This window comes from Hallella mizrahii, from assembly GCF_009695775.1.
Classification (GTDB): domain Bacteria; phylum Bacteroidota; class Bacteroidia; order Bacteroidales; family Bacteroidaceae; genus Prevotella; species Prevotella mizrahii.
The window spans coordinates 1-19,709 of record NZ_VUNG01000053.1; the positions used below are offsets into that span (position 1 = coordinate 1).

18 protein-coding genes and 1 pseudogene are annotated in these 19,709 nt (G+C 41.6%); 3 read left to right on the forward strand and 16 right to left on the reverse strand.

Translation table 11 applies throughout. The features are described 5' to 3' along the window. Positions 1-1,716 precede the first annotated feature (1,716 nt). On the reverse strand, positions 1,717-1,896 hold the full coding sequence (locus FYJ73_RS14155) for a hypothetical protein (RefSeq protein ID WP_154535392.1): 180 nt from the start codon (positions 1,894-1,896) through the stop codon (positions 1,717-1,719). Between the two features lie 79 nt (positions 1,897-1,975). Between FYJ73_RS14155 and FYJ73_RS14160 the strand changes: the two genes are divergently transcribed. From FYJ73_RS14160 to FYJ73_RS14170, 3 genes are all read left to right on the forward strand, one after another. Continuing rightward, positions 1,976-2,725, forward strand: coding sequence for a hypothetical protein (locus tag FYJ73_RS14160; protein ID WP_235899390.1), 750 nt, complete (start codon positions 1,976-1,978; stop codon positions 2,723-2,725). Between the two features lie 605 nt (positions 2,726-3,330). Continuing rightward, on the forward strand, positions 3,331-3,717 hold the full coding sequence (locus FYJ73_RS14165; RefSeq protein ID WP_154535394.1) for a hypothetical protein: 387 nt from the start codon (positions 3,331-3,333) through the stop codon (positions 3,715-3,717). A gap of 19 nt (positions 3,718-3,736) precedes the next feature. Next, positions 3,737-5,047, forward strand: coding sequence for a relaxase/mobilization nuclease domain-containing protein (locus FYJ73_RS14170; protein ID WP_154535395.1), 1,311 nt, complete (start codon positions 3,737-3,739; stop codon positions 5,045-5,047). 387 nt (positions 5,048-5,434) lie between these two features. Here FYJ73_RS14170 and FYJ73_RS14175 read toward each other — a convergent pair whose 3' ends face one another. The 15 genes and pseudogenes from FYJ73_RS14175 to FYJ73_RS14230 all read right to left on the reverse strand — a co-directional run bounded on the left by FYJ73_RS14175 (position 5,435) and on the right by FYJ73_RS14230 (position 19,647). Next, positions 5,435-7,618: a DEAD/DEAH box helicase gene (locus tag FYJ73_RS14175; protein ID WP_154535396.1), complete on the reverse strand. Its 2,184-nt coding sequence runs from the start codon at positions 7,616-7,618 to the stop codon at positions 5,435-5,437. Between the two features lie 50 nt (positions 7,619-7,668). Continuing rightward, positions 7,669-7,983 (reverse strand): hypothetical protein, encoded by a 315-nt coding sequence (locus tag FYJ73_RS14180; RefSeq protein ID WP_154535397.1) that lies wholly within the window; start codon positions 7,981-7,983, stop codon positions 7,669-7,671. Positions 7,984-8,121: 138 nt separating this feature from the next. Then, complete coding sequence (locus tag FYJ73_RS16180) at positions 8,122-8,247, reverse strand: hypothetical protein (protein ID WP_262885130.1); 126 nt, start codon at positions 8,245-8,247, stop codon at positions 8,122-8,124. Between the two features lie 61 nt (positions 8,248-8,308). Then, positions 8,309-10,780 (reverse strand): DEAD/DEAH box helicase, encoded by a 2,472-nt coding sequence (locus FYJ73_RS14185; protein ID WP_206081796.1) that lies wholly within the window; start codon positions 10,778-10,780, stop codon positions 8,309-8,311. A 112-nt stretch (positions 10,781-10,892) separates the two neighbouring features. Continuing rightward, positions 10,893-11,369, reverse strand: coding sequence for a hypothetical protein (locus FYJ73_RS14190; protein ID WP_154535399.1), 477 nt, complete (start codon positions 11,367-11,369; stop codon positions 10,893-10,895). A gap of 45 nt (positions 11,370-11,414) precedes the next feature. Beyond that, positions 11,415-12,545 (reverse strand): nucleotidyltransferase family protein, encoded by a 1,131-nt coding sequence (locus FYJ73_RS14195; protein ID WP_154535400.1) that lies wholly within the window; start codon positions 12,543-12,545, stop codon positions 11,415-11,417. 11 nt (positions 12,546-12,556) lie between these two features. Next, positions 12,557-13,270 (reverse strand): WecB/TagA/CpsF family glycosyltransferase, encoded by a 714-nt coding sequence (locus FYJ73_RS14200; RefSeq protein ID WP_154535401.1) that lies wholly within the window; start codon positions 13,268-13,270, stop codon positions 12,557-12,559. An 11-nt stretch (positions 13,271-13,281) separates the two neighbouring features. Next, positions 13,282-13,938: a hypothetical protein gene (locus FYJ73_RS15775; protein ID WP_206081797.1), complete on the reverse strand. Its 657-nt coding sequence runs from the start codon at positions 13,936-13,938 to the stop codon at positions 13,282-13,284. Then, the gene (locus FYJ73_RS16340; RefSeq protein WP_154535402.1) at positions 13,869-14,276 is read right to left on the reverse strand and encodes an acyltransferase family protein; all 408 of its coding nucleotides are present in this window, start codon (positions 14,274-14,276) and stop codon (positions 13,869-13,871) included. Before FYJ73_RS16340 ends, FYJ73_RS15775 begins: the two co-directional genes overlap by 70 nt. A 97-nt stretch (positions 14,277-14,373) precedes the next feature. After that, a complete protein-coding gene (locus tag FYJ73_RS14210; protein ID WP_154535403.1) occupies positions 14,374-15,159 on the reverse strand; it encodes a glycoside hydrolase family 16 protein in 786 nt (261 codons plus the stop codon). A 47-nt stretch (positions 15,160-15,206) separates the two neighbouring features. Then, the gene (locus tag FYJ73_RS14215) at positions 15,207-16,394 is read right to left on the reverse strand and encodes a glycosyltransferase (RefSeq protein ID WP_154535404.1); all 1,188 of its coding nucleotides are present in this window, start codon (positions 16,392-16,394) and stop codon (positions 15,207-15,209) included. A gap of 19 nt (positions 16,395-16,413) precedes the next feature. Then, the gene (locus FYJ73_RS14220) at positions 16,414-17,247 is read right to left on the reverse strand and encodes a glycosyltransferase family 2 protein (RefSeq protein WP_154535405.1); all 834 of its coding nucleotides are present in this window, start codon (positions 17,245-17,247) and stop codon (positions 16,414-16,416) included. Positions 17,248-17,299: 52 nt separating this feature from the next. After that, positions 17,300-17,599 carry a hypothetical protein gene (locus FYJ73_RS16015; RefSeq protein WP_235899391.1) on the reverse strand — a complete coding sequence of 100 codons (300 nt, stop codon included), beginning with the start codon at positions 17,597-17,599 and terminating at the stop codon, positions 17,300-17,302. Between the two features lie 207 nt (positions 17,600-17,806). Continuing rightward, a pseudogene (locus FYJ73_RS16020) lies at positions 17,807-18,031 on the reverse strand (glycosyltransferase); the annotation flags it as partial. Between the two features lie 506 nt (positions 18,032-18,537). Next, positions 18,538-19,647: a hypothetical protein gene (locus FYJ73_RS14230; protein ID WP_154535406.1), complete on the reverse strand. Its 1,110-nt coding sequence runs from the start codon at positions 19,645-19,647 to the stop codon at positions 18,538-18,540. Positions 19,648-19,709: the final 62 nt, after the last annotated feature.

Below are 19,709 nucleotides of genomic sequence, written 5' to 3' on the forward strand. Positions count from 1 at the left end.
TCAGCAAGATAAACAAAGAAATAAAGTTAATATATATTTACTTATTGGTAATATATTATAATGCGTAAAAGACTATAAATTAGCCCCTTAAAGTGGCTATGAAGTTATACACAAACTTGACACCCTACTTTGTTACCCTTTGTTAGGGGTATTGTCGTATATAGTCACCTAAACTAATACTAATTAGAAACTGAAATGAACGAAGAAAGACATGAAGAGATCATGAATGCGATCTCTAACCTGTCAGCTCAGCCTCCGAAATGCTGAGAGAGTTTAAGAAGAGAGGAGAGCTACTGCATGAGGCTGATGATGCGACCTTGTGGACTAATGACTTGATTGATGTGTTGGATGTATCCAAGGCAACGCTGAACCGTCTGCGTCAGAGAAGGACGATTCCCTTCCGATACATCTCGGCCAATCAAGTGGTTTATCCTTACAGAGAGCTTTTCAGAGAAATCATGATGGGGGCGCATCACTTTCAAGGGGCTCTCAAAACTAGACGCTCTGCAACGATTGCAGGGCCTTCCGGGAGACTTTGAGGAATTTTGTCGTAATATGAATGCTGCTGAAAAGGAAATGGTATCGGCATGTTTTATTAGGCAATAATACAATTTGTAGATTTCCGGTTTACTGTTGAGGAATGTAATGGTGGCGGCAAGCATCGAGCATCGTCACCTTCTTGCCTTGTATCACTCAGCGATTGTCTGATCCAACATGGTGACGTGGGAGATCCCGCCCGCCATACGTTGAAGCATGTCCAAAAGTGACCACACACTGCTAATGGATGTTCTCAAATGATTCTCACATATCGTTACCGTACCCTGCCAATGTATCAATTGCATTCACTTTATCTCATGGATGATTTATATGTCGCTAGTATTTTTGAGCTATCCGCCACATTCTTAGTTCTAACGGTAAAGAACATCATCACAATGTATAGGGTTCCTTAGCGATTACACGAAGAAGCTTTCCTGTATCTGCATCAGACTGGTGCAGACATAATTTTTTCGTCTTTTTCAATTTTTCCTTTCCTTGCCTTACGTTTCTCATACATTCCCATTGGTTCCTTTTAGTGCGCGATTTTATTCTTCCTCATCGTAAGGAGGTTTGTTTCTGACATTTGCGGCTTAAGTTTCTTTTGCTTAACTTTGCGGTATCTCCATGTAGATGACAGTCATGGAACTGAAGGAGCTGTCTGAATGAATCTAACTTTAATGTATACTGCTATATGAAAAGAAATCAAATGATTGTGCTCGCCGTTCGAAAGTATGAAATTGGAAAGAAGACACGCTGCGTCCTCAGTATCTTCCTTCTAGGGAAGGGTAAGAAGATGATGGTAGCTGGGCGTATTCGGAAGGATTCGATTATGACCAGGAGACAGGGTGGTAGGAAGAAACATGCAAAGCATGCAACCGGCAAGGCTGCATGCATGGGGCCTAAGACGTACCTGGTAGTTTCTACTAAGGTCACTGTCGTAACTGCCGGCATTGGTCGCAAGAGGAAGCGGCGTATTGTCATTATGCAGCCGGGCAGACAAGGTCATATCAAACCAAAGGGAATTGTACACTTATTCATTGTACCGTTCTTTCATTGTACTGCTCTATGATGTGCTGTCATTGGCTTTGTCGCTTTATTCAGTCGATTAAGAGATCTATCCTTCAATCATCCGCGGCTCAAATGGTAATGAACCAAAAATTCGTCGGTAACCCAATATCATCATCTTCTTTCCCTTCGGGGAACGATGCTGCGATAGACCTTTCCGATTAGCCAATGAAGGAAAAAGCCCAGTGATGTAACGATCGCCATCAGTATGTAGCCGAGAATCTTAAGTACGAGGATGACCGCACCGAGAATTACAGAGATGATAAGGCCATAGAGTAAGATGAGTGCGTACATGACAGTGTATTTTTGAGAGTGAATAAATATGTTACTTAACGCTTAATTACTCTACAAATATACGAATAATTTCTGAATTATGCAAGTTTTTCAATCATTATTTTCAATAAATATTCAAAACAAAAAAAAGACTTTTCTGCTTTCAAAACAACTAATTCTTATGACTGTAAATTCCTCAACGAAGCTCCAAAAATCAATCCTGACATTTAATGTCTTCTTTAAGGATGATACGACCACTCTGTCGTTCCTGCCAAGTATCATAGCGAAGAACCCGGAACATTGGGCGCTCTTCCGCAGGGCGTTGGCTGGCCGGAAAGATGCAAGACTGACCATCGTTGACAGATCCATAGAGACGCCTTTTCACTGCATGTTGACTGCGTTGTTCTGTAAACAGCTGGAAGAGCAGCTACACATTCAGATGGATAGCATCACGCTGATCTTGTCTCCGCTCCATAAGGAACATCCGGGTGGAGACTATACAGCCAACAAGCCGTTTGATACGACAGAGCACCGCAATGACTTTTTGCAAGTATGCTTCGTCAAAGTCATGGGCATTAAAATAAAGATAGCGACCAAACGGAATCCGATTCACTGCAGAGATGTCAAAGTCTCTGCCGGCGACTACGTACTGTATCTTCGCATCGAGGGTGGCTTGGCTAACGGCTGGCAAATCGATGATGAATATGTTTCCGGACTGCCATCACAAGATCTGCTGTTTTTTGCCTGTAACGATGTGCGATGCAAGAATATTTTCTCGCATGGCTACAGTCGGAACGGGGTGTTTATTAATGTAGATTTCTTGAAAAAACTTTACTCGTATGACAAGTAGTATCTTAGCTTTGGACGAACCGGTTAATGCCTTGCATGTACCCATGCTTACGCCAATCTCATTGCACTCGCTCGACACATGTTGAGGGTCTACAGAGTTGACTCGTGTTAAGTGTTTGCACGGTCTACACATGTCGAGAGTTTGCACAGTCGACATATGTTGAGAGTTTGCACGGTCGACACATGTCGAGAGTTTGCACAGTCGACACTTGTCGAAAGTTTACACGGTCGACATATGTTAACTGTTAGCATAGTCGACACGTGTTGAGAGTTTGCAGGAGCGACATATGTTGAAGGTTTGCACAGTCGACAATCGCATAGTTTGAGCCAGTAAAATACTGAGTCTGCGAGAAACTGATGAATACACGATTACGCAAGATTTATAGATGAAATGACATATCCGCTTGAAAACCAGCATACGAACCTTATCATTTGGCTTTGCCACCGCCACGGCAGTCCATTGGGAGTAGCAAGTTGTACTTTTGTACGTACACTTCGGTTACCACCTCAGCGCACTTCAAAAGTCACTTGCCAGCAGAGCTGGGGAGGAAAAACGGTCGCAACTCCCTATTCCTTATCAGATGAAACATATTCATCCATCCAACTATGAAGAAGAAATGTATCCGCTTGGAAATCCGTCTCACTCCTGATGAGTCTCAGATGTTCCAGAACAAAGCGCAGAACTACGATGGCAACATGAGTGCCATGGTGCGTGATGCCGTCAGACGCTTCGACGACAAGCGGGTCAGAGGGAAGATTGAGACTATGGAGGCGCTGCTTCAGTTCTATAAGAAATATCAACAACAGCTATCTTGGCTCGGCGGCAATTTCAACCAGTGTATGCACCGGGCAAATGAACTTGCGATAGCCGGTGAACTTTCCGAGGATTACTTCCGAAGCATACTGTTTCCAGAGACCCGAAAAGCTATCAAAGCTATAATGGCTGTCAAAGCTGAGCTGGATGCCATTCAAGATAAGCAAGAAGAAGTATAACCATTAGCCTTATATCGACATGATCATCACCATTCTTCCGTCTTCCGCTAACTTCCACGCCATAGCTTATAACGAGATGAAAGTTGAGAAAGGGGTGGCTACGCTCCTGGAAGCTCAGAACATTCTTGGGCTCAGACAGGAGAATTACACGCCCGAAAAGCTCCGGCAGTTTTTCCTCGACTATTCATCGAGGAACACGCACATCCAAAACGCTCAGTTCCATGTAGCGGTCAGCTGCAAGGGGAGTGAGTACACCCATGAGCAGCTGCTTGACATCGCGCACCGTTATCTCAAGGAAATGGGGTATGCAGAGGAAGGGCAGCCGCTGCTTGTCTATGCCCATCATGACACGGACAACAACCATATCCATATCATTACATCCCGTGTGGCTCCCGACGGGCATAAGATTGACCATAACCACGAGAAACGGCGTTCGCATCAGGTGACACTGAAGATAATGGAGGAATACATGGGGCAGAAGCAGGAACCGGAAGTCAACGACATCGCTAAGGATGCGCTTTCTTATCGCTACACGTCCAAGGCGCAGTTTTGTGCCATCATGGAGAGCTTGGGTTATGACTGCAAGGATGATGACGAGAAACCGCTCATACATCTGTATCGTGGTGGGGGAGAGCTGGGTACGATACAGGTGCAACTCATCATGCAGCACGCACTGAAAGAGAACAAGCCTGACAATCGTCGACGTCAGCAGTTACGCGCCATTCTACAGAAGTACCGTAATCTCAGTGCCAACAAGGAAGAGCTCGCTGCCCACATGAAGAAGAAGTTTGGTATCAGTCTTGTGTTCGTCGGCAAGGCGGACACACCGTATGGTTATATTGTTGTTGACCACAAGAACAAGGCTGTCTTCAAAGGCGGCGAGTTTCTCAGTATAAAGGAGCTGCTGCAATTCGAGGATGCTGCCACCCGGTTTGCCAAGATTGAGAAGACCATCGAAGAGCTGTTGGCCGACAATCCGAAGCTTACCACGCTCGACATCAACCGTATCCTCTACCGGCAGTTTGGCACTCGCATTCACAAGGGTTCCGTGTCATGGAGTGGGGAGACCATCCAATTACGCACGGAAGTTACAGAGCAACTTCGTCAGAACTATCTCGTCAGCAGAGGCTTGCATGCGTCATTCCACACTGCCATAAACAAAAATTCCCTGCCGCCTCAGAGAGACAACAGGGAAGATGGTGGTAATATTCAGCGACCTATACCAGATGCCGGAGGATCCACTGACTCTAACCGTGAATGGGAGCTGAATGGTAATATGGATATGTCAGTTGATGACGAGGAAGCTCAGAGAAGGAAATGGAGAAGGTAAGACTGTTTATACTTATCCGCCGCCAATCATTTGCTGCGCAGTTCTGACGGCATGGAGATAATCGCCCATACGAAGCTCCGCATCCCTGACATTGAACAGATGATCGTCAAAAACAGTGGACAACGTTACCGATGTCCAGTCAACATAGCATTTGTCATGATCCTAGGTTTTCCATCCCTAGTAATAGTCAACAGAATCTTTTGCTGCGTAGCTAGAATGCCCAAATTCGAACTCCTCCTGATAGTAGCATACCCATCCCATGACGCTCAGGATGACAGGACCAAGATGACAAAGACGGATGTTGGAGGATACACAATACCGTGGCAATGAAATTATCGGTACCATAGGAGCGAAATGACAGTGCCATACAAGCGAACTTTTCATACTTTAAGGGTAACTATATCCAAGGTATCCATATCCCTTTTCAGTCAAATTACCTAACCATTTATTATTTGTTAGTTTATACGACCCTTTGCCGTCAAAGTACAACTCTGCCTCATAAGTACTGTTGTAGTGAGAACCATAGGGATGATATCTGACGATAAACCTATGACCGTCAATGTATTGACGAATAATCTTAAAGGGTTCATGTGGATGTCCTTCCACAACTATATAGCTATTCCCAAGGAAACAAACCTTACCAAAAAGTCTTATTGCAACGGCACGGTAAATGGCTGGCATAAACAATTTGTCATCGTGCAAGCGATAATAATTTCCATATTTGTCAAACTTCAAAAATCCAATATTGACAATGCAGTGTTCTTCTTTAAAAATAGAACCATCGGCTACGCCTTTCTCTAAATCATCCCAGTCCTTCCTCGCTTCATCCATCTTTTTCTGCCATTGCTCTCGAGTAATGGGCCTCAATGGCAATTGATACTCCTCCTTCATAAAAAGATTGCCATCTTCATCAGCAAACAATAAGACAAAATCCAGCCTCTCTATGTACTTATAAAGTTTTCTAGGCTCTGACGGCTGGATATAGAAATTCTTGAAACGCAAGCCATCTTCAATGCCGACATTAAGGACATCTGAATTAGTATAGCTGTCAACATTCATCTCATGAGTCACAACACGAGGATAAAACCTTGTATTGTCAATAGTTGTCAACTCCAACCATCCGGAACGGATTATCGTTGGTCGTTTTCTGAACGGCACTAAGTTGATAACATCCAACCATATAGGACGGCTTGAGGATTCTTTTGACATCCTCACTATGGCATTTGGGTATATTTTGATTTCTGTGTAGATAGCCGGCACGACTACTTCTCCGTGCTTGTTCTTTACTCCGCATCTTCCGTCATCTCCTTTGAAAACAGCATAACCGAACTCTACCTCCAAATCCTTTACCTGTTCGTGATGAGTTAATATACTTACCATCTCGGTACGTTTGCTGTCTGGCATTTCTTCCCGGAGATCCATGCTCTTGAACAATGGATTCTTTATGTCACCCTTACCCTTCGTGCTTCCGACAAACATAGCTTCCCAGTCACGGTCATCGGATGGGAGTCCGAAAAGTCGGTAATTGCCAACATTGTCCAATATCAGACAACATCGCTTACCGTCATAAACGCGAAGTCCCCTGCCTACCATCTGCAGGTATTTGGACAGTGACAATGTCGGTCTTGCCATTTGTATGAATTCCACATCCGGGCAGTCAAGGCCTTCATCAAAAAGTGAGACGTTGACAATTACTTGTATATCACTTTCTTTTAAAGGCTTGTTGACGTCTGTTTGCGTGTTTCTAAATCTCTCAAGAATCTCATTCCTGTCTTTGTCAGGTGTCTTGCTGCTGATGGCTATTGCCTTTATTCCGTTCATTTGGTATATCTCGGCAATATGCTCGGCATGCTTTATGTCTATGGCGTAAACTATTCCTTTCTTTCCTTTGGCATATCTCGTTATCGTGTCACACAACCTTTCAAGAGATGGACGCAAGTCTAATTTTTCGCTCATCTCCCTCACGGAGAAGTCGCCGTCGGCTCCTCGCTTACGCAGATTGTTAATAATCCTCACATCCTCATTGTCAGGCTTCACCGACATATAGTCATAGAGCGAGAGATACTCTTTGGCTATGAACCAGTTTATAGGATGGGATTGCAACAATACATCAAACAGGTCGGTAAAAGGATGCCCGTTCAACCTGCAAGGTGTTGCTGTCAGTCCCACAATCTTTGCCTTGGGAAAAGCCTCAATAATCGATGTATATGTCTTTGCTACAGAATGATGAGCCTCGTCTATAACTATAAGCGAAGGTCTTGACGTAATTTCAGAGACATGTCTGTTCAACCACTGAACAGAAAAGACTTCAACCTTCTTCATGTCCTTCTCGTCGATGTAAAGCTGTAGGGTATTTTCAGCCTGTGCGACAAGCTCTCGTCTATGGGCAATTACAAACACCGCATGTCCTTTACTGATATAGCTCTTAGTAACAGCAGCAATAACATGGGTCTTGCCGGTGCCGGTGGGCATCTGCACCATCACAGAACGAAAAGACTCAAAAGCCTTCTCAATTCTGCTAACCATCTCGGACTGATAGGGATAAAGATGAATATACTTCTTGATCGTCATTGACGTATGCTATTCTGATATCATTAACAAGAACGGCTTCCCCTAGCTCATTATTGCTTTTCCTCCTCTTTTCCCTCTTTCTCCCACTGCATATCGGCAAACAACTGGCGCAGGTCTCTTGCTTGTATGTCGATGGTTGGAGCAGGGCGGAGATGGGCGACCTTCAGTGTAAAGCCATGGAAAAGTCCTTCCATTGTGAAGCCTTCCTTGGTCTTCAACAGACGCTTCACATAGCTTTGGCGGTCGGCAATCATCTTCTTCTCATCCTCCTCCGTCAGTCCCTTGAGAATATCATATTGTGCATAGAGCTTTGCACGCGGATGCTTCTTCAGCACCATATTGACAAGCTTCACATATAACTTCACATCTGCGTCCGATGCCTAGGGCGACAACTCAAATGACAGTGCATGCACGGTCTCATTGTAAGCTAAATATACTCCGGTCGCCGACTTATTGTATTCATACACCATCATCGCATCCTCACCCTCATCGCCATCTGCCGGCTACTCATCATAGAGGATTTCATCGGGATTGTCCGGCAGCTGGCCGTCCGGATAGAGATAATCCAATGCATAATACACCTTGAACTTCTTCGGCAGTCCTATTATCGTCAACTTGTCGTACTTCATACATGCCTCATTTTAAAATCACATCCATCGAAACCTTCACATAGCTCTGCCTCTAACAGATTTATTGCATTTCTTCTCTGAGCTTTTTCCACCGCTTGTCAGACCTTTCCCTATCGACATCGGAAGCATCCCTTATCTCGCTGTTTCCGACTATTGGAGGATTATTGCCGTCATAGTATAGTCTGCGGCAATAATAACGCATGCTTGGATAAGCGTAAAACTCCACATCGAAGCGTCTGCCATCAATGTACCGCTGGTAGATATGGAACAATACATGCGGACGGGATTTCGTCACGATATAGTTGTCACCAAGGAAACAAATGTCTTCCCGCATCCTTATCTGCCTTCGTATCAAGTGAGGAACTATGAACTCATCTCTTCTGAAAGATATTTGTGATGTGTCGTAATTGTATTGGTAACCACCTTCCTTTTCTGTAAACTCTAAAAATCCAATTTTCACAGTCTTTCCTCCATTCTTTCGATAGTCACTCGCCCAGTTCCAGTACCATTCTCCACCATCATCCAAGCCAGTGGTACTGAGCTCATCTTTCCTGCTTTGCTTGTCTTCTTTCCATTCCTCCAGAGTAGTCTTCTTCAGAGGCTGCTCGTAATCAGTCCTTACGAAATAGTTTTCGTCCTCGTCAACGTACAGGGTTTTGTTATCAATCCTCTCCACGTACTTGTACAGTTTCCGGGGCTCAGACGGCTGAATATAAAAGTTTCTGAAACGAAGACCGTCATCGACTCCACAGTTCAGTATCTCCCTCAAGGTATACGCCTCAGAGTTCATCCACTTCGACTTCACCCTCGGGTAGAACTTGAATTTGTCCCTGGTGGTCAGTTCAAGACTGTCCTTTCTTGTGACACTTGGTTCAAACCGGAATCTCACCCCGCTTATAAGGTCTATCCACGAGTCGTCAGTCTCGCTGCCATCCTTGTCAAAAAGTTGGGCTATGGCGTTAGGCCTGAGCGTTATCTTGCCATGCTCACACGGAATAATTTCATTGCCGTCCTTGTCAACAATGCCATAAAGTCCTTTTCTGCCTTTGACAATTTTATATCCGAAGTTCTCATTTAAATCACCACTTAGTCCGCTGTGGTCTAGCAGCATCATCATGTCGGTGTCACTGTCGTCGGAGACTTCCTCCACATAATCGTGGTTATCGAATTGGTCAGACAGGCTGTTCTCGTCAACCATGCCTTTTCCAGCCAACTTCCCTTCAAACATCCTCTCCCAGTCACGTTCATCAGACGGCAGCCCGAAGAGTCTATAGCTGCCAACGTTGTCTAGGATAATACAGAATTTCTTTCCACCATATACCCTCAGGCCTCTGCCAACCATCTGCAAGTACTTGGAGAGAGAAAGGGTAGGTCTTGCAAGCTGGATAAATTCTGCGTCAGGCACGTCCCAGCCCTCGTCGAACAGTTGTACATTGACAATGACCTGAATGTCATCATCACGCAATGGTCTAGACCCATCTGTTGGGGTTTCCTTGAACCTTTTAAGGATGTCATTACGCTTCCGGGTTGGTGTTTTGTTGCTTACCGCCTCTGCCTTGATTCCGTTCTCACGGTAGAACTCGGCTATATGCTCGGCATGCTGTATATTGATAGCATATACGATCCCCTTCTTGTTCTTGGCGTATCTGAGTACAGTGTCGCACAGCCTTTGTAGCGAAGGACGTATGTCAAGCTTCTCGGCCATTTCCCTCACGGAGAAATCGCCGTCAACACCACGTCTGTTCAATCCGTTGATAATCCTTATATCGGCACTGCTTGGCCTTACTGACATATAGTCATACAAGGAAAGGTATTTCTTGGCAATGAACTCACCTATAGTCCACGACTGAAGCAGCTCCTCGAACAAATCGGTAAACGGCTGGGCAGTCAACCTGCATGGTGTGGCAGTCAATCCCAAGATTTTAGACTGTGGAAATGCGTTGATGACTGATGAATATGTTTTTGCTACAGCATGGTGCGCCTCGTCAATTATTATCAGGCCAGGCTTTTTCTCCACTTCTCCATAATGCCGTGTCAGCCATTGTATGGAATAGACGGTTGCGTGTTTCTCTATGTCTGTGGCATCATCAACTAAGTCCTTGAACTTTCTGATGGTAGACTTTACCTGTTGTACAAGCTCTCTTCGGTGTGTCACTATCCACACGTGTCCACCGGTGTTACGAATGAAGTCAGAAACAACTGCTACCAGAAGATAAGTTTTTCCAGTGCCTGTAGGCATCTGAACCATCAGCGAACGGTGCCGGTGGAACTCTGTTTCTACCCGCGATAGCATTTCTTCTTGGTAATCATACAAGTGGATTCTATTCGGCTTGACATACATTCCTACGTCTGAGTACCTGTAGTTGTTTTTGCGTGGCAAGTTATCTGCCTCACTAAGCAGCTGTTTGAACTTGCCAATACGGTCTGCCTTCATCTGGCCCCGCTTGAGCAGTTTCTTGCTGTGCTTGAACCAGTCGAACAGTACCAAGTCCTCGGCGCGATGTTTTGACGGGCGACGTTTATTCTTCACCATGAAATCCTTGTACGCCTGCCACTTCTGGTTCCACAGATCGTCCTGCTTTATGGTCTTACGCTTCGACACCATCAGCTTGCTTTAGAGCCCTCTGTATTCTGAATGGGATTCATCATTTCAAAGATTGAACAAACGTCAGATATTCGTAACCATTCTTATGGGAGCATTCCGTCATCTTATATACCACCTCACTTCCGTTTGACAGTGTAAGGAATAGCGAGCGCGGTCGTTCACCAGCCAAACTTTTACCTGATAAGATCTTATACCAGGCGTTTACATACTCTTCATTTATGCGCGAGCAGATGTAGTCCTTCACGATTTTGTCTTCACGCCAATCGTTGATGAAGCGAGGCAACCACGCAAATCGTTTAAAACGCACATGTATCTCCTCGTCGTTCTCAATGATATTTTTCAGTGCATTGTAATATGTTCCATCCTTGTCATCAACTTCACGCTGGTTGTTAGATGGGTAGAATAATATGTCGTGTACCGTCTTTGCGTCAAAGTAGTAATGTGGATGGATGTAACCAACGTTCAAGCCCACAAGCGTCATCTCATAAGCCAAATGTTTGCGATTATGTTGGCTCATCCTTTTTATCTTCTGCCAAATATCCTCGTATGTCATTGTATTCACTTACTTGTTTGTCTTTCTCCAAAAGAAATGCCAGGTGCGGAACAGTGGCTCCCACAGCGTTTCACTTGGATAATACATTGCGAGACTTAGATTATGGAACGTCTTATAGAAATATCGACGGGGGTTGATGTCCTTTCCATCATGTGCAAAAGACTTATTGTATTTTCCGAAGTTGCCCCCACGTATAATGTCGCGCAATAGCAATCGACCTGCCTTCTCATCAGGTGGCATCAGGAGATATTCATCTTCCAGACCTAACACATTCTTCATGATGTTCATCACAGCAGCGGCAAAGCGGAACATCCCGAAATTTGACAATAATTTGCAGTCATGCTGCCGTTCTTCTTCGGTAAAGCCGCGTCGAAGCAGATAGAAGTAGTCTATAAGTTGCCGGAGGCCTATGCCCTCGTCAAACTCGTGGTGCATAATATGACACAACTCAAATATTCGGTTGAAACTATCAGTAGGGGTAGGAAAGGTGAAACAGTCCTCTGCCGAATTATATGTGACAAGATGATTGCTTACCTCTAAGCTCTGACTGTCGAAATAACGTTGAAGTCTCTTGTTTCTAAAAGGATTATTGAGAATTGATGGATAGACATGTACTTCAACGGGTACCTTATTATAGATAGGGTAGTCGATATGGAGGTACATCATCTTGGCTTCAGGAAATGATTTACGGACATAATTTCCGATCTTGTCACGTACCGAATTTTCTTCTTTCTGTGGCCACGTCCAAATATCAATATCCCCGGATGTCCTCAGTTCAGGCATTGGATAGTGTAAGGCATTTCCCTGTCCTTTCAGTATGCAGCAGTCGAACCCGTCATTGTTAAACCGGTGCGCAATGTCTGCCGACTTCTCAAACAACAGATGGTTGCGCTTGCGCAATTTTGCCACTTCGCCCATCCAATCCATCACATTGTCCTCATTAGGCCTATTACCAAGCCATTTACAATCATTCAACTTGTCATTGTCGAACAATATACGATGAGCATATATGCCGACAACAGCTTGCTCCTTTGCAAACCTTAGCAAGTCCTGCCAATTAATATTGGCAACGCTGTCAGGCACGGAACCATAATCGTTCAGAGCAAAACGGAGGAATTCAAGATAAGTGTCAACGTTCATTGTTGTATCAATCACTTTCCCGTTAGCTTCTCAAACATGAACCTCACAGGGAACACAAACGCTGCCTTGACGTACCTCTTTCTTGTGTGGGGCTCTTTATACATCCGGTACACAAAACGTAGTCCATGTTTGTCAACCCAGTCGGGATAATACTCAGCCTTGTCTTGTGCTGTCTGGTGGATGAAACCGCCGCAGGTGAAGCCGATACCTTGATAACCCGCATCACGAACTTTCAACAAGAACTGCTCCTGCTTGATGATACCCATGCCAACGATAAGGATGTCAGGATGTAAAGAAACAATCTTCTTAGCCTCGTCGTCCATCTCCTGCTCACCTTTGAAGTAGCCATTGCGATAATAGCAGATGTTCAGTCCTTTGAAACTCTTTTCAAGGTTCGCCACAGCCTTCTCTACCATCTCCTGCTTCGTGGCAACAATTGCCACCGACTTCCCTGTCTTGGCAGCGTATGAGAAGACAATCGGTGCAAGACTCGTCATATCAAAGCTCCGCCTCTTGACGGTAGCACCATAAGCTATCTTGATGGCCTTAACGAGCAATCCGCCGTCAGCAAAGATGCCATCAAAAGACGAAAACAACTCCTTGTGCTTTAATGCATCAAGGTAAGACACGGGATTGAGAAAGGTGAAAATTCCTTCTCCTCCCTTTAATATCTGTTCGACGGACTGCTTGTCCGTAGAAAGTATCTTATCAATAAGTGGAGACATAAAATTTAAAATTAATATGCGTACCTAAGCCACTGAAAGCCGCGCACGTCTTTCATTCTGATGATGATTTCAGACGATAGCCAACAGACAATCAATGTAATGACATAGAGTAATGGTCCATTGTGCATACTGCTAAAAAGATATTTGGGTATCTTTTTGAAGCTGTCATGTACACAATAAAAGATGATGCTGTAAACCCTTAAACGTTTATAGAGTATGTCATTAGAAGGTAAATTCCAAGTGTAAGCTGAAATGAAAAGCATAATAACTACTAATATCTGACCTACATATGGAATGTAACCCTCAAGTAAGAAGTACGCCAATACAGACAGCCATGCTATCTTGTTTGGTATTCTTTTTATTGTGTCAACTACTTTTCCGTTAGAAAGTATGTAGCCTATTGATATCCAGAGCAGACCCTCAAGGAATGAAAGTCCCGGATTCGGATTAATGTTATCTATAAACCAATGAAGTCCTTTCTGGATGCTTATTGGCATTTCGGATGTGTGATATATTATTTGTCTAAGACCAAAAGGTATTATCCAAACGCCCCATTCCGTAAAAACTTTACCTAAGCCATAAATAACAGGCACTCCAATTAGTAATGCAACAAAGAACCAACTAGCATCGAAAGTGTCTTTAAAAAGAAGTCCTTTACTATTAAGCATATTCCATGAAATACTGAACCCTGTCGATACTCCGTTCGCTGCATTAATATGATAGGCATCCAAACGATAGTCCAAAAGCCATATAGCACAAGTAATCTTTTTTCATAATGGGCTAAGCATTGAAGTTGTTTTGATTGCTTTCTCAACTTTGAGAAGAACAAAAAGGCTGATATTACGAAGAAAGTGGGAACAGCCAATCCCTCAAACGGATGAATTAGACTTCCTAAAATGGGGGGGGGTAGTACGTTGCTACCTTTAACATGGATATCAACGATAAATAAGGCCATAATGAACTTTATAGCATCAAGACCTGAGATTATTTTTTTATTCTGAACCATTGCCTAAATAGAATTCTGATAAAATATCTTCCCTTATGAATGAAATGACATATGCTTAGCTTGTCCATTCTTATAAGGACTTACAATGAGGCTGTTTCTACGGAAGTGCTTTATAATATTTCACCCAATCAACTTTCATAGTCTGAGGCAATAGAGATCGGTCATATCCACATGACGCGCCCCAGCCACCATACCCTAAATCAAGGCAAAGTTCGTATGTAGTATCAAAGGGCCATGTGACATAATCCTTAGCATACCAAATTCCGACCAACTCATCATCAATTCTAATGATAAGTTTTTCCTTGTCCCATTCAGCAGAATAAATGTGATATTTTGCTACATCGAATGATTTTTTTTCAAACCATTTAGGATATTGGACATGATTATTTACTTTACCATTAAATTCACCCCATAAGTGGAAATTAGCTTGGAATTTATTTCTATTGAAGCACGAAATCCATTCCATAAGGTCAACTTCACCTCTGACTTTAGAATTTATCCCTCGTGTTTCCCTTAGCCATATACCTGGCCAAATTCCTTTTACCGCAGGAACCTTTGCTCTAACAGCTATTTTACCATATCTCATAGCTATTTTTTTTGAGGTGAACATCATTGCAAGATATTCGTTTTCACTTGTCTTGCCGATAAATTTAATATTCAGTTTTCCATTCTTCTGAAAAATATCATACCTATTATCCTCAGCCCTGCGGGCTTTATCCAGATTACTATGTATCCACAGAGCACTTGGTGTTCCACCCTCAGAGAAATTTTCCTCCCACTCGGGCTTTTCTTCGCATAGTACACTTTGTGCAAATCCTTTAGGAAAATCTAATAGCGAGATGACTAAGAAACATGCTATAGCATACAATCTACTATGTTTCATTTTAACTTACTATCTATAAAATTATATTTTAAGGATTGTATAATTTATCAATGGAAGTAGCTTCTCAAAACTTCTTCAAACAAATCGTACCATTTCTTAGAAATACTATCAATGGAAAACTGCTTTGCCTTTTCCATAGCCTTAATCGCCATCTCTCTCCTCAGTGTATCATCATTGATAAGAGTTTCCATTTTTTTGATGGTCTCGGATTTATTATATGGTTTAGGCGTGACAAATCCACATTGCCCCTGATCGATTATATCATATGCAGCCTCGTAACTGCCATAAACGATAGGGACACAACCAAAGCTCATGCTTTCTATGATGACTAATCCGAAGCCTTCTAAATCAGATGTCAGCATGAATATCGATGCATCCTTGTAATAGCGGATTGGTGGATCAACTTGAAAGCCTTCGAAATGTACTCTGTCGATATTATTTTCTTTGACATAATTGATTAGTTGCTGTTTATGAGGCCCATCACCAACCAATATTAATGACCACTCAGGATATTTAGCTGCGATTTCCTGCCAAGCTTCAACAATGCGGTTTACGCGCTTGTTCTCATAATCCATGCGACCCACATAAAGAATCTGCTTTTTTTTATTGTCAAGGCTAAATCCATTCAGGTCTACTGGGATGGTTATGGGATTTCCTATTGCCGTAATATTGGATGCATCTGTGATATGCGCATAGTTAATCAGCGGCTTGATAAAAGAATCTGACAACATGATATACTTCTCGTTATGCTTACAGGCATAGCGTATACTCCATTTGATCACTTCTTCCTTCGCGCTCAAGACAGCAGTATATAAGAGTCTTGAAAAAAGATTAGATGCAGTCTTAACCTTGTCTTGTGCCTTTATGATGACTTTTGAAATGTTTGGAGCTCCATGAAGTACTGATACCAACTTGCACTTAGTTCCCTTAATGGCCTTGTTGCACAACATGGTACTTTTAAAAGGTAATCCCCATTGATTAACAATGATGTCTATCTTTTTGTCAATAACTACTTGATGTAAGCGTTCCACATTATCCTTTGCTAAAATAGGATGATGCAAAGCTATTAATTCAACTCCTTCTATTACCTGCTCTTTAAGTTCAGGATGTGGTTGCTCCAAAGAAGCTATAGTCACATTATGACCGTCAGCCACGAAACGTTTGGCAAGTACCGAGGTTACCACCTCTACGCCTCCATAGTTAGGATAAACTCTATAAAAAAACAGAATATTCATGTTGGTTATTAATTTCTTACTATTTTACTTGAAACTTATATCCCTCCAATCTACCTTTTAGTAATAAGTACGACTTTTGACATCGCTTTAGTTTGCCACTTAATCCAAACACCACAATGCCTAAGATAGGTCTTAGAAAAGATCTTGCAAATATATTTAATGGCAATTTGTGCTTCCGAAGGACATATCCCCAGCCACGAGCATATTCATAATCCTTATGGAGAGTATCAGAGAAATTACCCCGCTTACCAGTTGGATGATGAATTATGATATTTGGTTTATAGATAATCTTAAAGTCTGGATGCATCTCCATATAAGAAAGAAGGTAATCTGTTTCTTCTCCACTTGAGAGTCTATATGGAGAGCCGACACCTATGTTTTCATCAAATCGCAAATCCTTATCGTATTTCATAAAGATACAATATGATATAGCTCCACATTGGTCTTTACGGGAAATTAGTTTCTTTTTAAATCCTTGCGAGTTTGTTTCTTTTCCTTCAGCATCTAATCCATGCCCTATAACACCATCGTATCCTTTAGAGAACTCATTAAATACTTGTTGAAGCGTATTTCGAGTATACCAGCAATCATCATCGCCGAATGCTAAAAAGTCACATTTTACGAAAGGTAGAGCAATATTTCTAGCCTTTGACAAACTGCATCTTTGTGATGTCAGATAAACTTTATCTATTCTGTCATCTAACTGACTAAATAAATTCTTGTTATCTCCTTGGTCAACAAATATAATCTGGATTTCTTTCAGATTTATGCCTTGTTGCTGGTTTATACTCCCAAAGAATCTGGATAATTCTTTTGCTCGATTTTGCGATGTCACTATTATTGAAAGAGTCATGATATTTAATTTTTTATGAGTATGCCAAGTTCCATGACTCTACAAATGATCTTTATGCTTTGGGCAATTTAAAGAAGTAACCCTCTAAACGTCCTTTTAGCAACATAAAAGACCTTTTGCTTAGTCGTGGATTCTTTAGTGCATATAAAATCATACCAAACAATGGCCTATAAAATGCTTTCATTCTTAATCTTAAAGATACAGGATGCTTGTGAATGATATAGCCGTAACCTCTTGCGTATTTATATGCTTTATTTATATTATCTGATGATATAGTTTTTTCATCACCTACAGGATGTCTTACTATTATTTCAGGGTGAAATACTATCTTGAATTTAGGATGCTTTTCCATGTAAGTCCATAAGTAGTCAGTTTCCTCACCACTCATTAGATTATATGGAGACCCTACACCAATATTTTCGTCAAACCTTATACTTCTATCATATCGCAGAAACATTGCAGCAGAAGAAACTCCGCAGTGGTTTTCATAAGTAAGTTGTTTCTCATCTATGGGGTAGTTTGCATAGGATTTATTATTCTCATTTTCTATGCAACAGCCAATACCATCTATACTTTCGCATTTAAAGCATTCGAAGATTTTGCTTAAAGTAGTAGGATCATACCATGCATCATCATCACCAAATCCTATGATGTCTCCGTTGACAAATGGTATGCCTTGGTTACGAGCTTCAGAAAGACCGCATCTATGATAGCTTATATATTTCCTTTCTATAAGAGGGTTTAATAAATCGAACGTTTCTCTATTGCCCCCCCCCAGTCTGATCTACAAAAATTACTTGTAAATTGTGGAAGTCAAATCCTTGCTGAGAATTTATGGAGTCAATAAGTCGACGAAACTCTTTTGGCCTAATCTGTGATGTTACAATGATTGATAATTCCATGGCTGTTTAGTAATTTTCCTTACTTAATTATTTTTATATTGAATCATTTTACGTTTTAAACTATACTTTCTAAATTTATCGACGGAAACTATACTGTCTTTTGTAATGCTATCTTTAGTTGTCTGTTCAATTTTATTTTTTGTTTGTTTTTTATCTTCGTAATTTTAATACCTATTCTCCATAAACTTATTAACATATGGTACAACATCTTGTTCGTGGTCATTAATAAGTCTGTTCTGAAACATCACTAAACAAAAAATAATGATGACAAATATCTGAATATTATTCGCTCAGCCTTATTGGGTAGGTATGTTCTTCCAATATCATCCCATACTTTTTATTATTCATCCTTTCATCTATATTTTCTGACATCTATCAATCTACTTTCTCAATGCTTCTCTAAATTGTCAGAAATTCCTTCTTTAAATGAAAAGCATGAAATCATCATTAAGTACAAAAATAATGGTATCCATGTCGCAGACAAACTATTGTTAGTGGAAGCAATTAATATAAATGAAGCTACCGTTATGAGAACATCGAACTTTTTATAGCCTTTGTACAAATCCTTAATGGATATGATGTAAAAAACTAAAATTATAGCTAAAGGGACTAAGCCAATTATCAGCATGTAATCAATCCAGAAGTTTTCCGTCGTCCACAAGCCCGACTGGTAGATAACCATTGTGCGTGTATTTTGATCCATTCCCCATAGGAAAGCTCCCATGTCAAAGTAGTTGAAGATATCCCATGTATTTACTCGTACTTGCGCACTTTCTTGGTCAAATAATCCCATTTCAAGTAATCGACCACCTAATTGAAAATGTATAGCTATAAAGACTAATGCACTAGTTCCAGCTATTAATCCAATTAGAGCTAAATTCTTTTTTGCAAAAGACAACTTTTTGTCAGTAAAGTACTCTTTTAATACATATAAACCTAAGATTAATGCTGCTCCAACTATAGATCCTCTAGTGTTAAAACATAGCAACGTTATATATCCCAATACCCACAATGACATTTTCTTTTTCCAACTTAAAGATTGTGAACATAAGATAAATGCCATCATCGTACATACTGGTAAAGCGTTCATTAATGGATGACCTAATAATGCAAAACTTCTAAATCCAGCAATACCAGTGTCCATATTAAATGAACTATCATCGCCTTCTATCCATGGGAAAATATTTATTAAAGTAACTCTTTCAAATATAGCTAATCCACATTCTATAATATAGAACCCAAACAACACCCTAGTAGCTTTTCTCCAAAATAATTTTCCTTTTGGGATTATGGGGAAGCAACTAAATATAAGTGGAGCACAAAGTAACTTAACTGCAATGTCGCGTGACCCAGGACCATTATCAAGTCTACTCTTGACAAAGCAAGCTAATATGATAACAACCATAAGCCATAGAAAACGTTTGTTTTTTCTGACCTGTTTTCCTATTTTGCGCCACCCAAGACCGATTTTATGGTCAGTTAGATACAGTTCTCTCAAGACGCGTTATTTTTTAGCGTCATTTTGCAACACAATGTCGTATAATTCCTTTTGTTTGCTGT

Coding starts and splice junctions, on each gene's coding strand:
- FYJ73_RS14200 (WP_154535401.1), bottom strand. CDS start 13,270: ATGTCTCCACTTATTGATAAGATACTTTCTACGGACAAGCAGTCCGTC.
- FYJ73_RS14185 (WP_206081796.1), bottom strand. CDS start 10,780: ATGGTGAAGAATAAACGTCGCCCGTCAAAACATCGCGCCGAGGACTTG.
- FYJ73_RS16180 (WP_262885130.1), bottom strand. CDS start 8,247: ATGAAGTACGACAAGTTGACGATAATAGGACTGCCGAAGAAGTTCAAG.
- FYJ73_RS16340 (WP_154535402.1), bottom strand. CDS start 14,276: ATGGTTCAGAATAAAAAAATAATCTCAGGTCTTGATGCTATAAAGTTC.
- FYJ73_RS14220 (WP_154535405.1), bottom strand. CDS start 17,247: ATGACTCTTTCAATAATAGTGACATCGCAAAATCGAGCAAAAGAATTA.
- FYJ73_RS15775 (WP_206081797.1), bottom strand. CDS start 13,938: ATGCTTAATAGTAAAGGACTTCTTTTTAAAGACACTTTCGATGCTAGT.
- FYJ73_RS14190 (WP_154535399.1), bottom strand. CDS start 11,369: ATGAGCCAACATAATCGCAAACATTTGGCTTATGAGATGACGCTTGTG.
- FYJ73_RS14210 (WP_154535403.1), bottom strand. CDS start 15,159: ATGAAACATAGTAGATTGTATGCTATAGCATGTTTCTTAGTCATCTCG.
- FYJ73_RS14195 (WP_154535400.1), bottom strand. CDS start 12,545: ATGAACGTTGACACTTATCTTGAATTCCTCCGTTTTGCTCTGAACGAT.
- FYJ73_RS14215 (WP_154535404.1), bottom strand. CDS start 16,394: ATGAATATTCTGTTTTTTTATAGAGTTTATCCTAACTATGGAGGCGTA.
- FYJ73_RS14160 (WP_235899390.1), top strand. CDS start 1,976: ATGCAAGTTTTTCAATCATTATTTTCAATAAATATTCAAAACAAAAAA.
- FYJ73_RS14165 (WP_154535394.1), top strand. CDS start 3,331: ATGAAGAAGAAATGTATCCGCTTGGAAATCCGTCTCACTCCTGATGAG.
- FYJ73_RS16015 (WP_235899391.1), bottom strand. CDS start 17,599: ATGGAAAAGCATCCTAAATTCAAGATAGTATTTCACCCTGAAATAATA.
- FYJ73_RS14170 (WP_154535395.1), top strand. CDS start 3,737: ATGATCATCACCATTCTTCCGTCTTCCGCTAACTTCCACGCCATAGCT.
- FYJ73_RS14155 (WP_154535392.1), bottom strand. CDS start 1,896: ATGTACGCACTCATCTTACTCTATGGCCTTATCATCTCTGTAATTCTC.
- FYJ73_RS14175 (WP_154535396.1), bottom strand. CDS start 7,618: ATGACGATCAAGAAGTATATTCATCTTTATCCCTATCAGTCCGAGATG.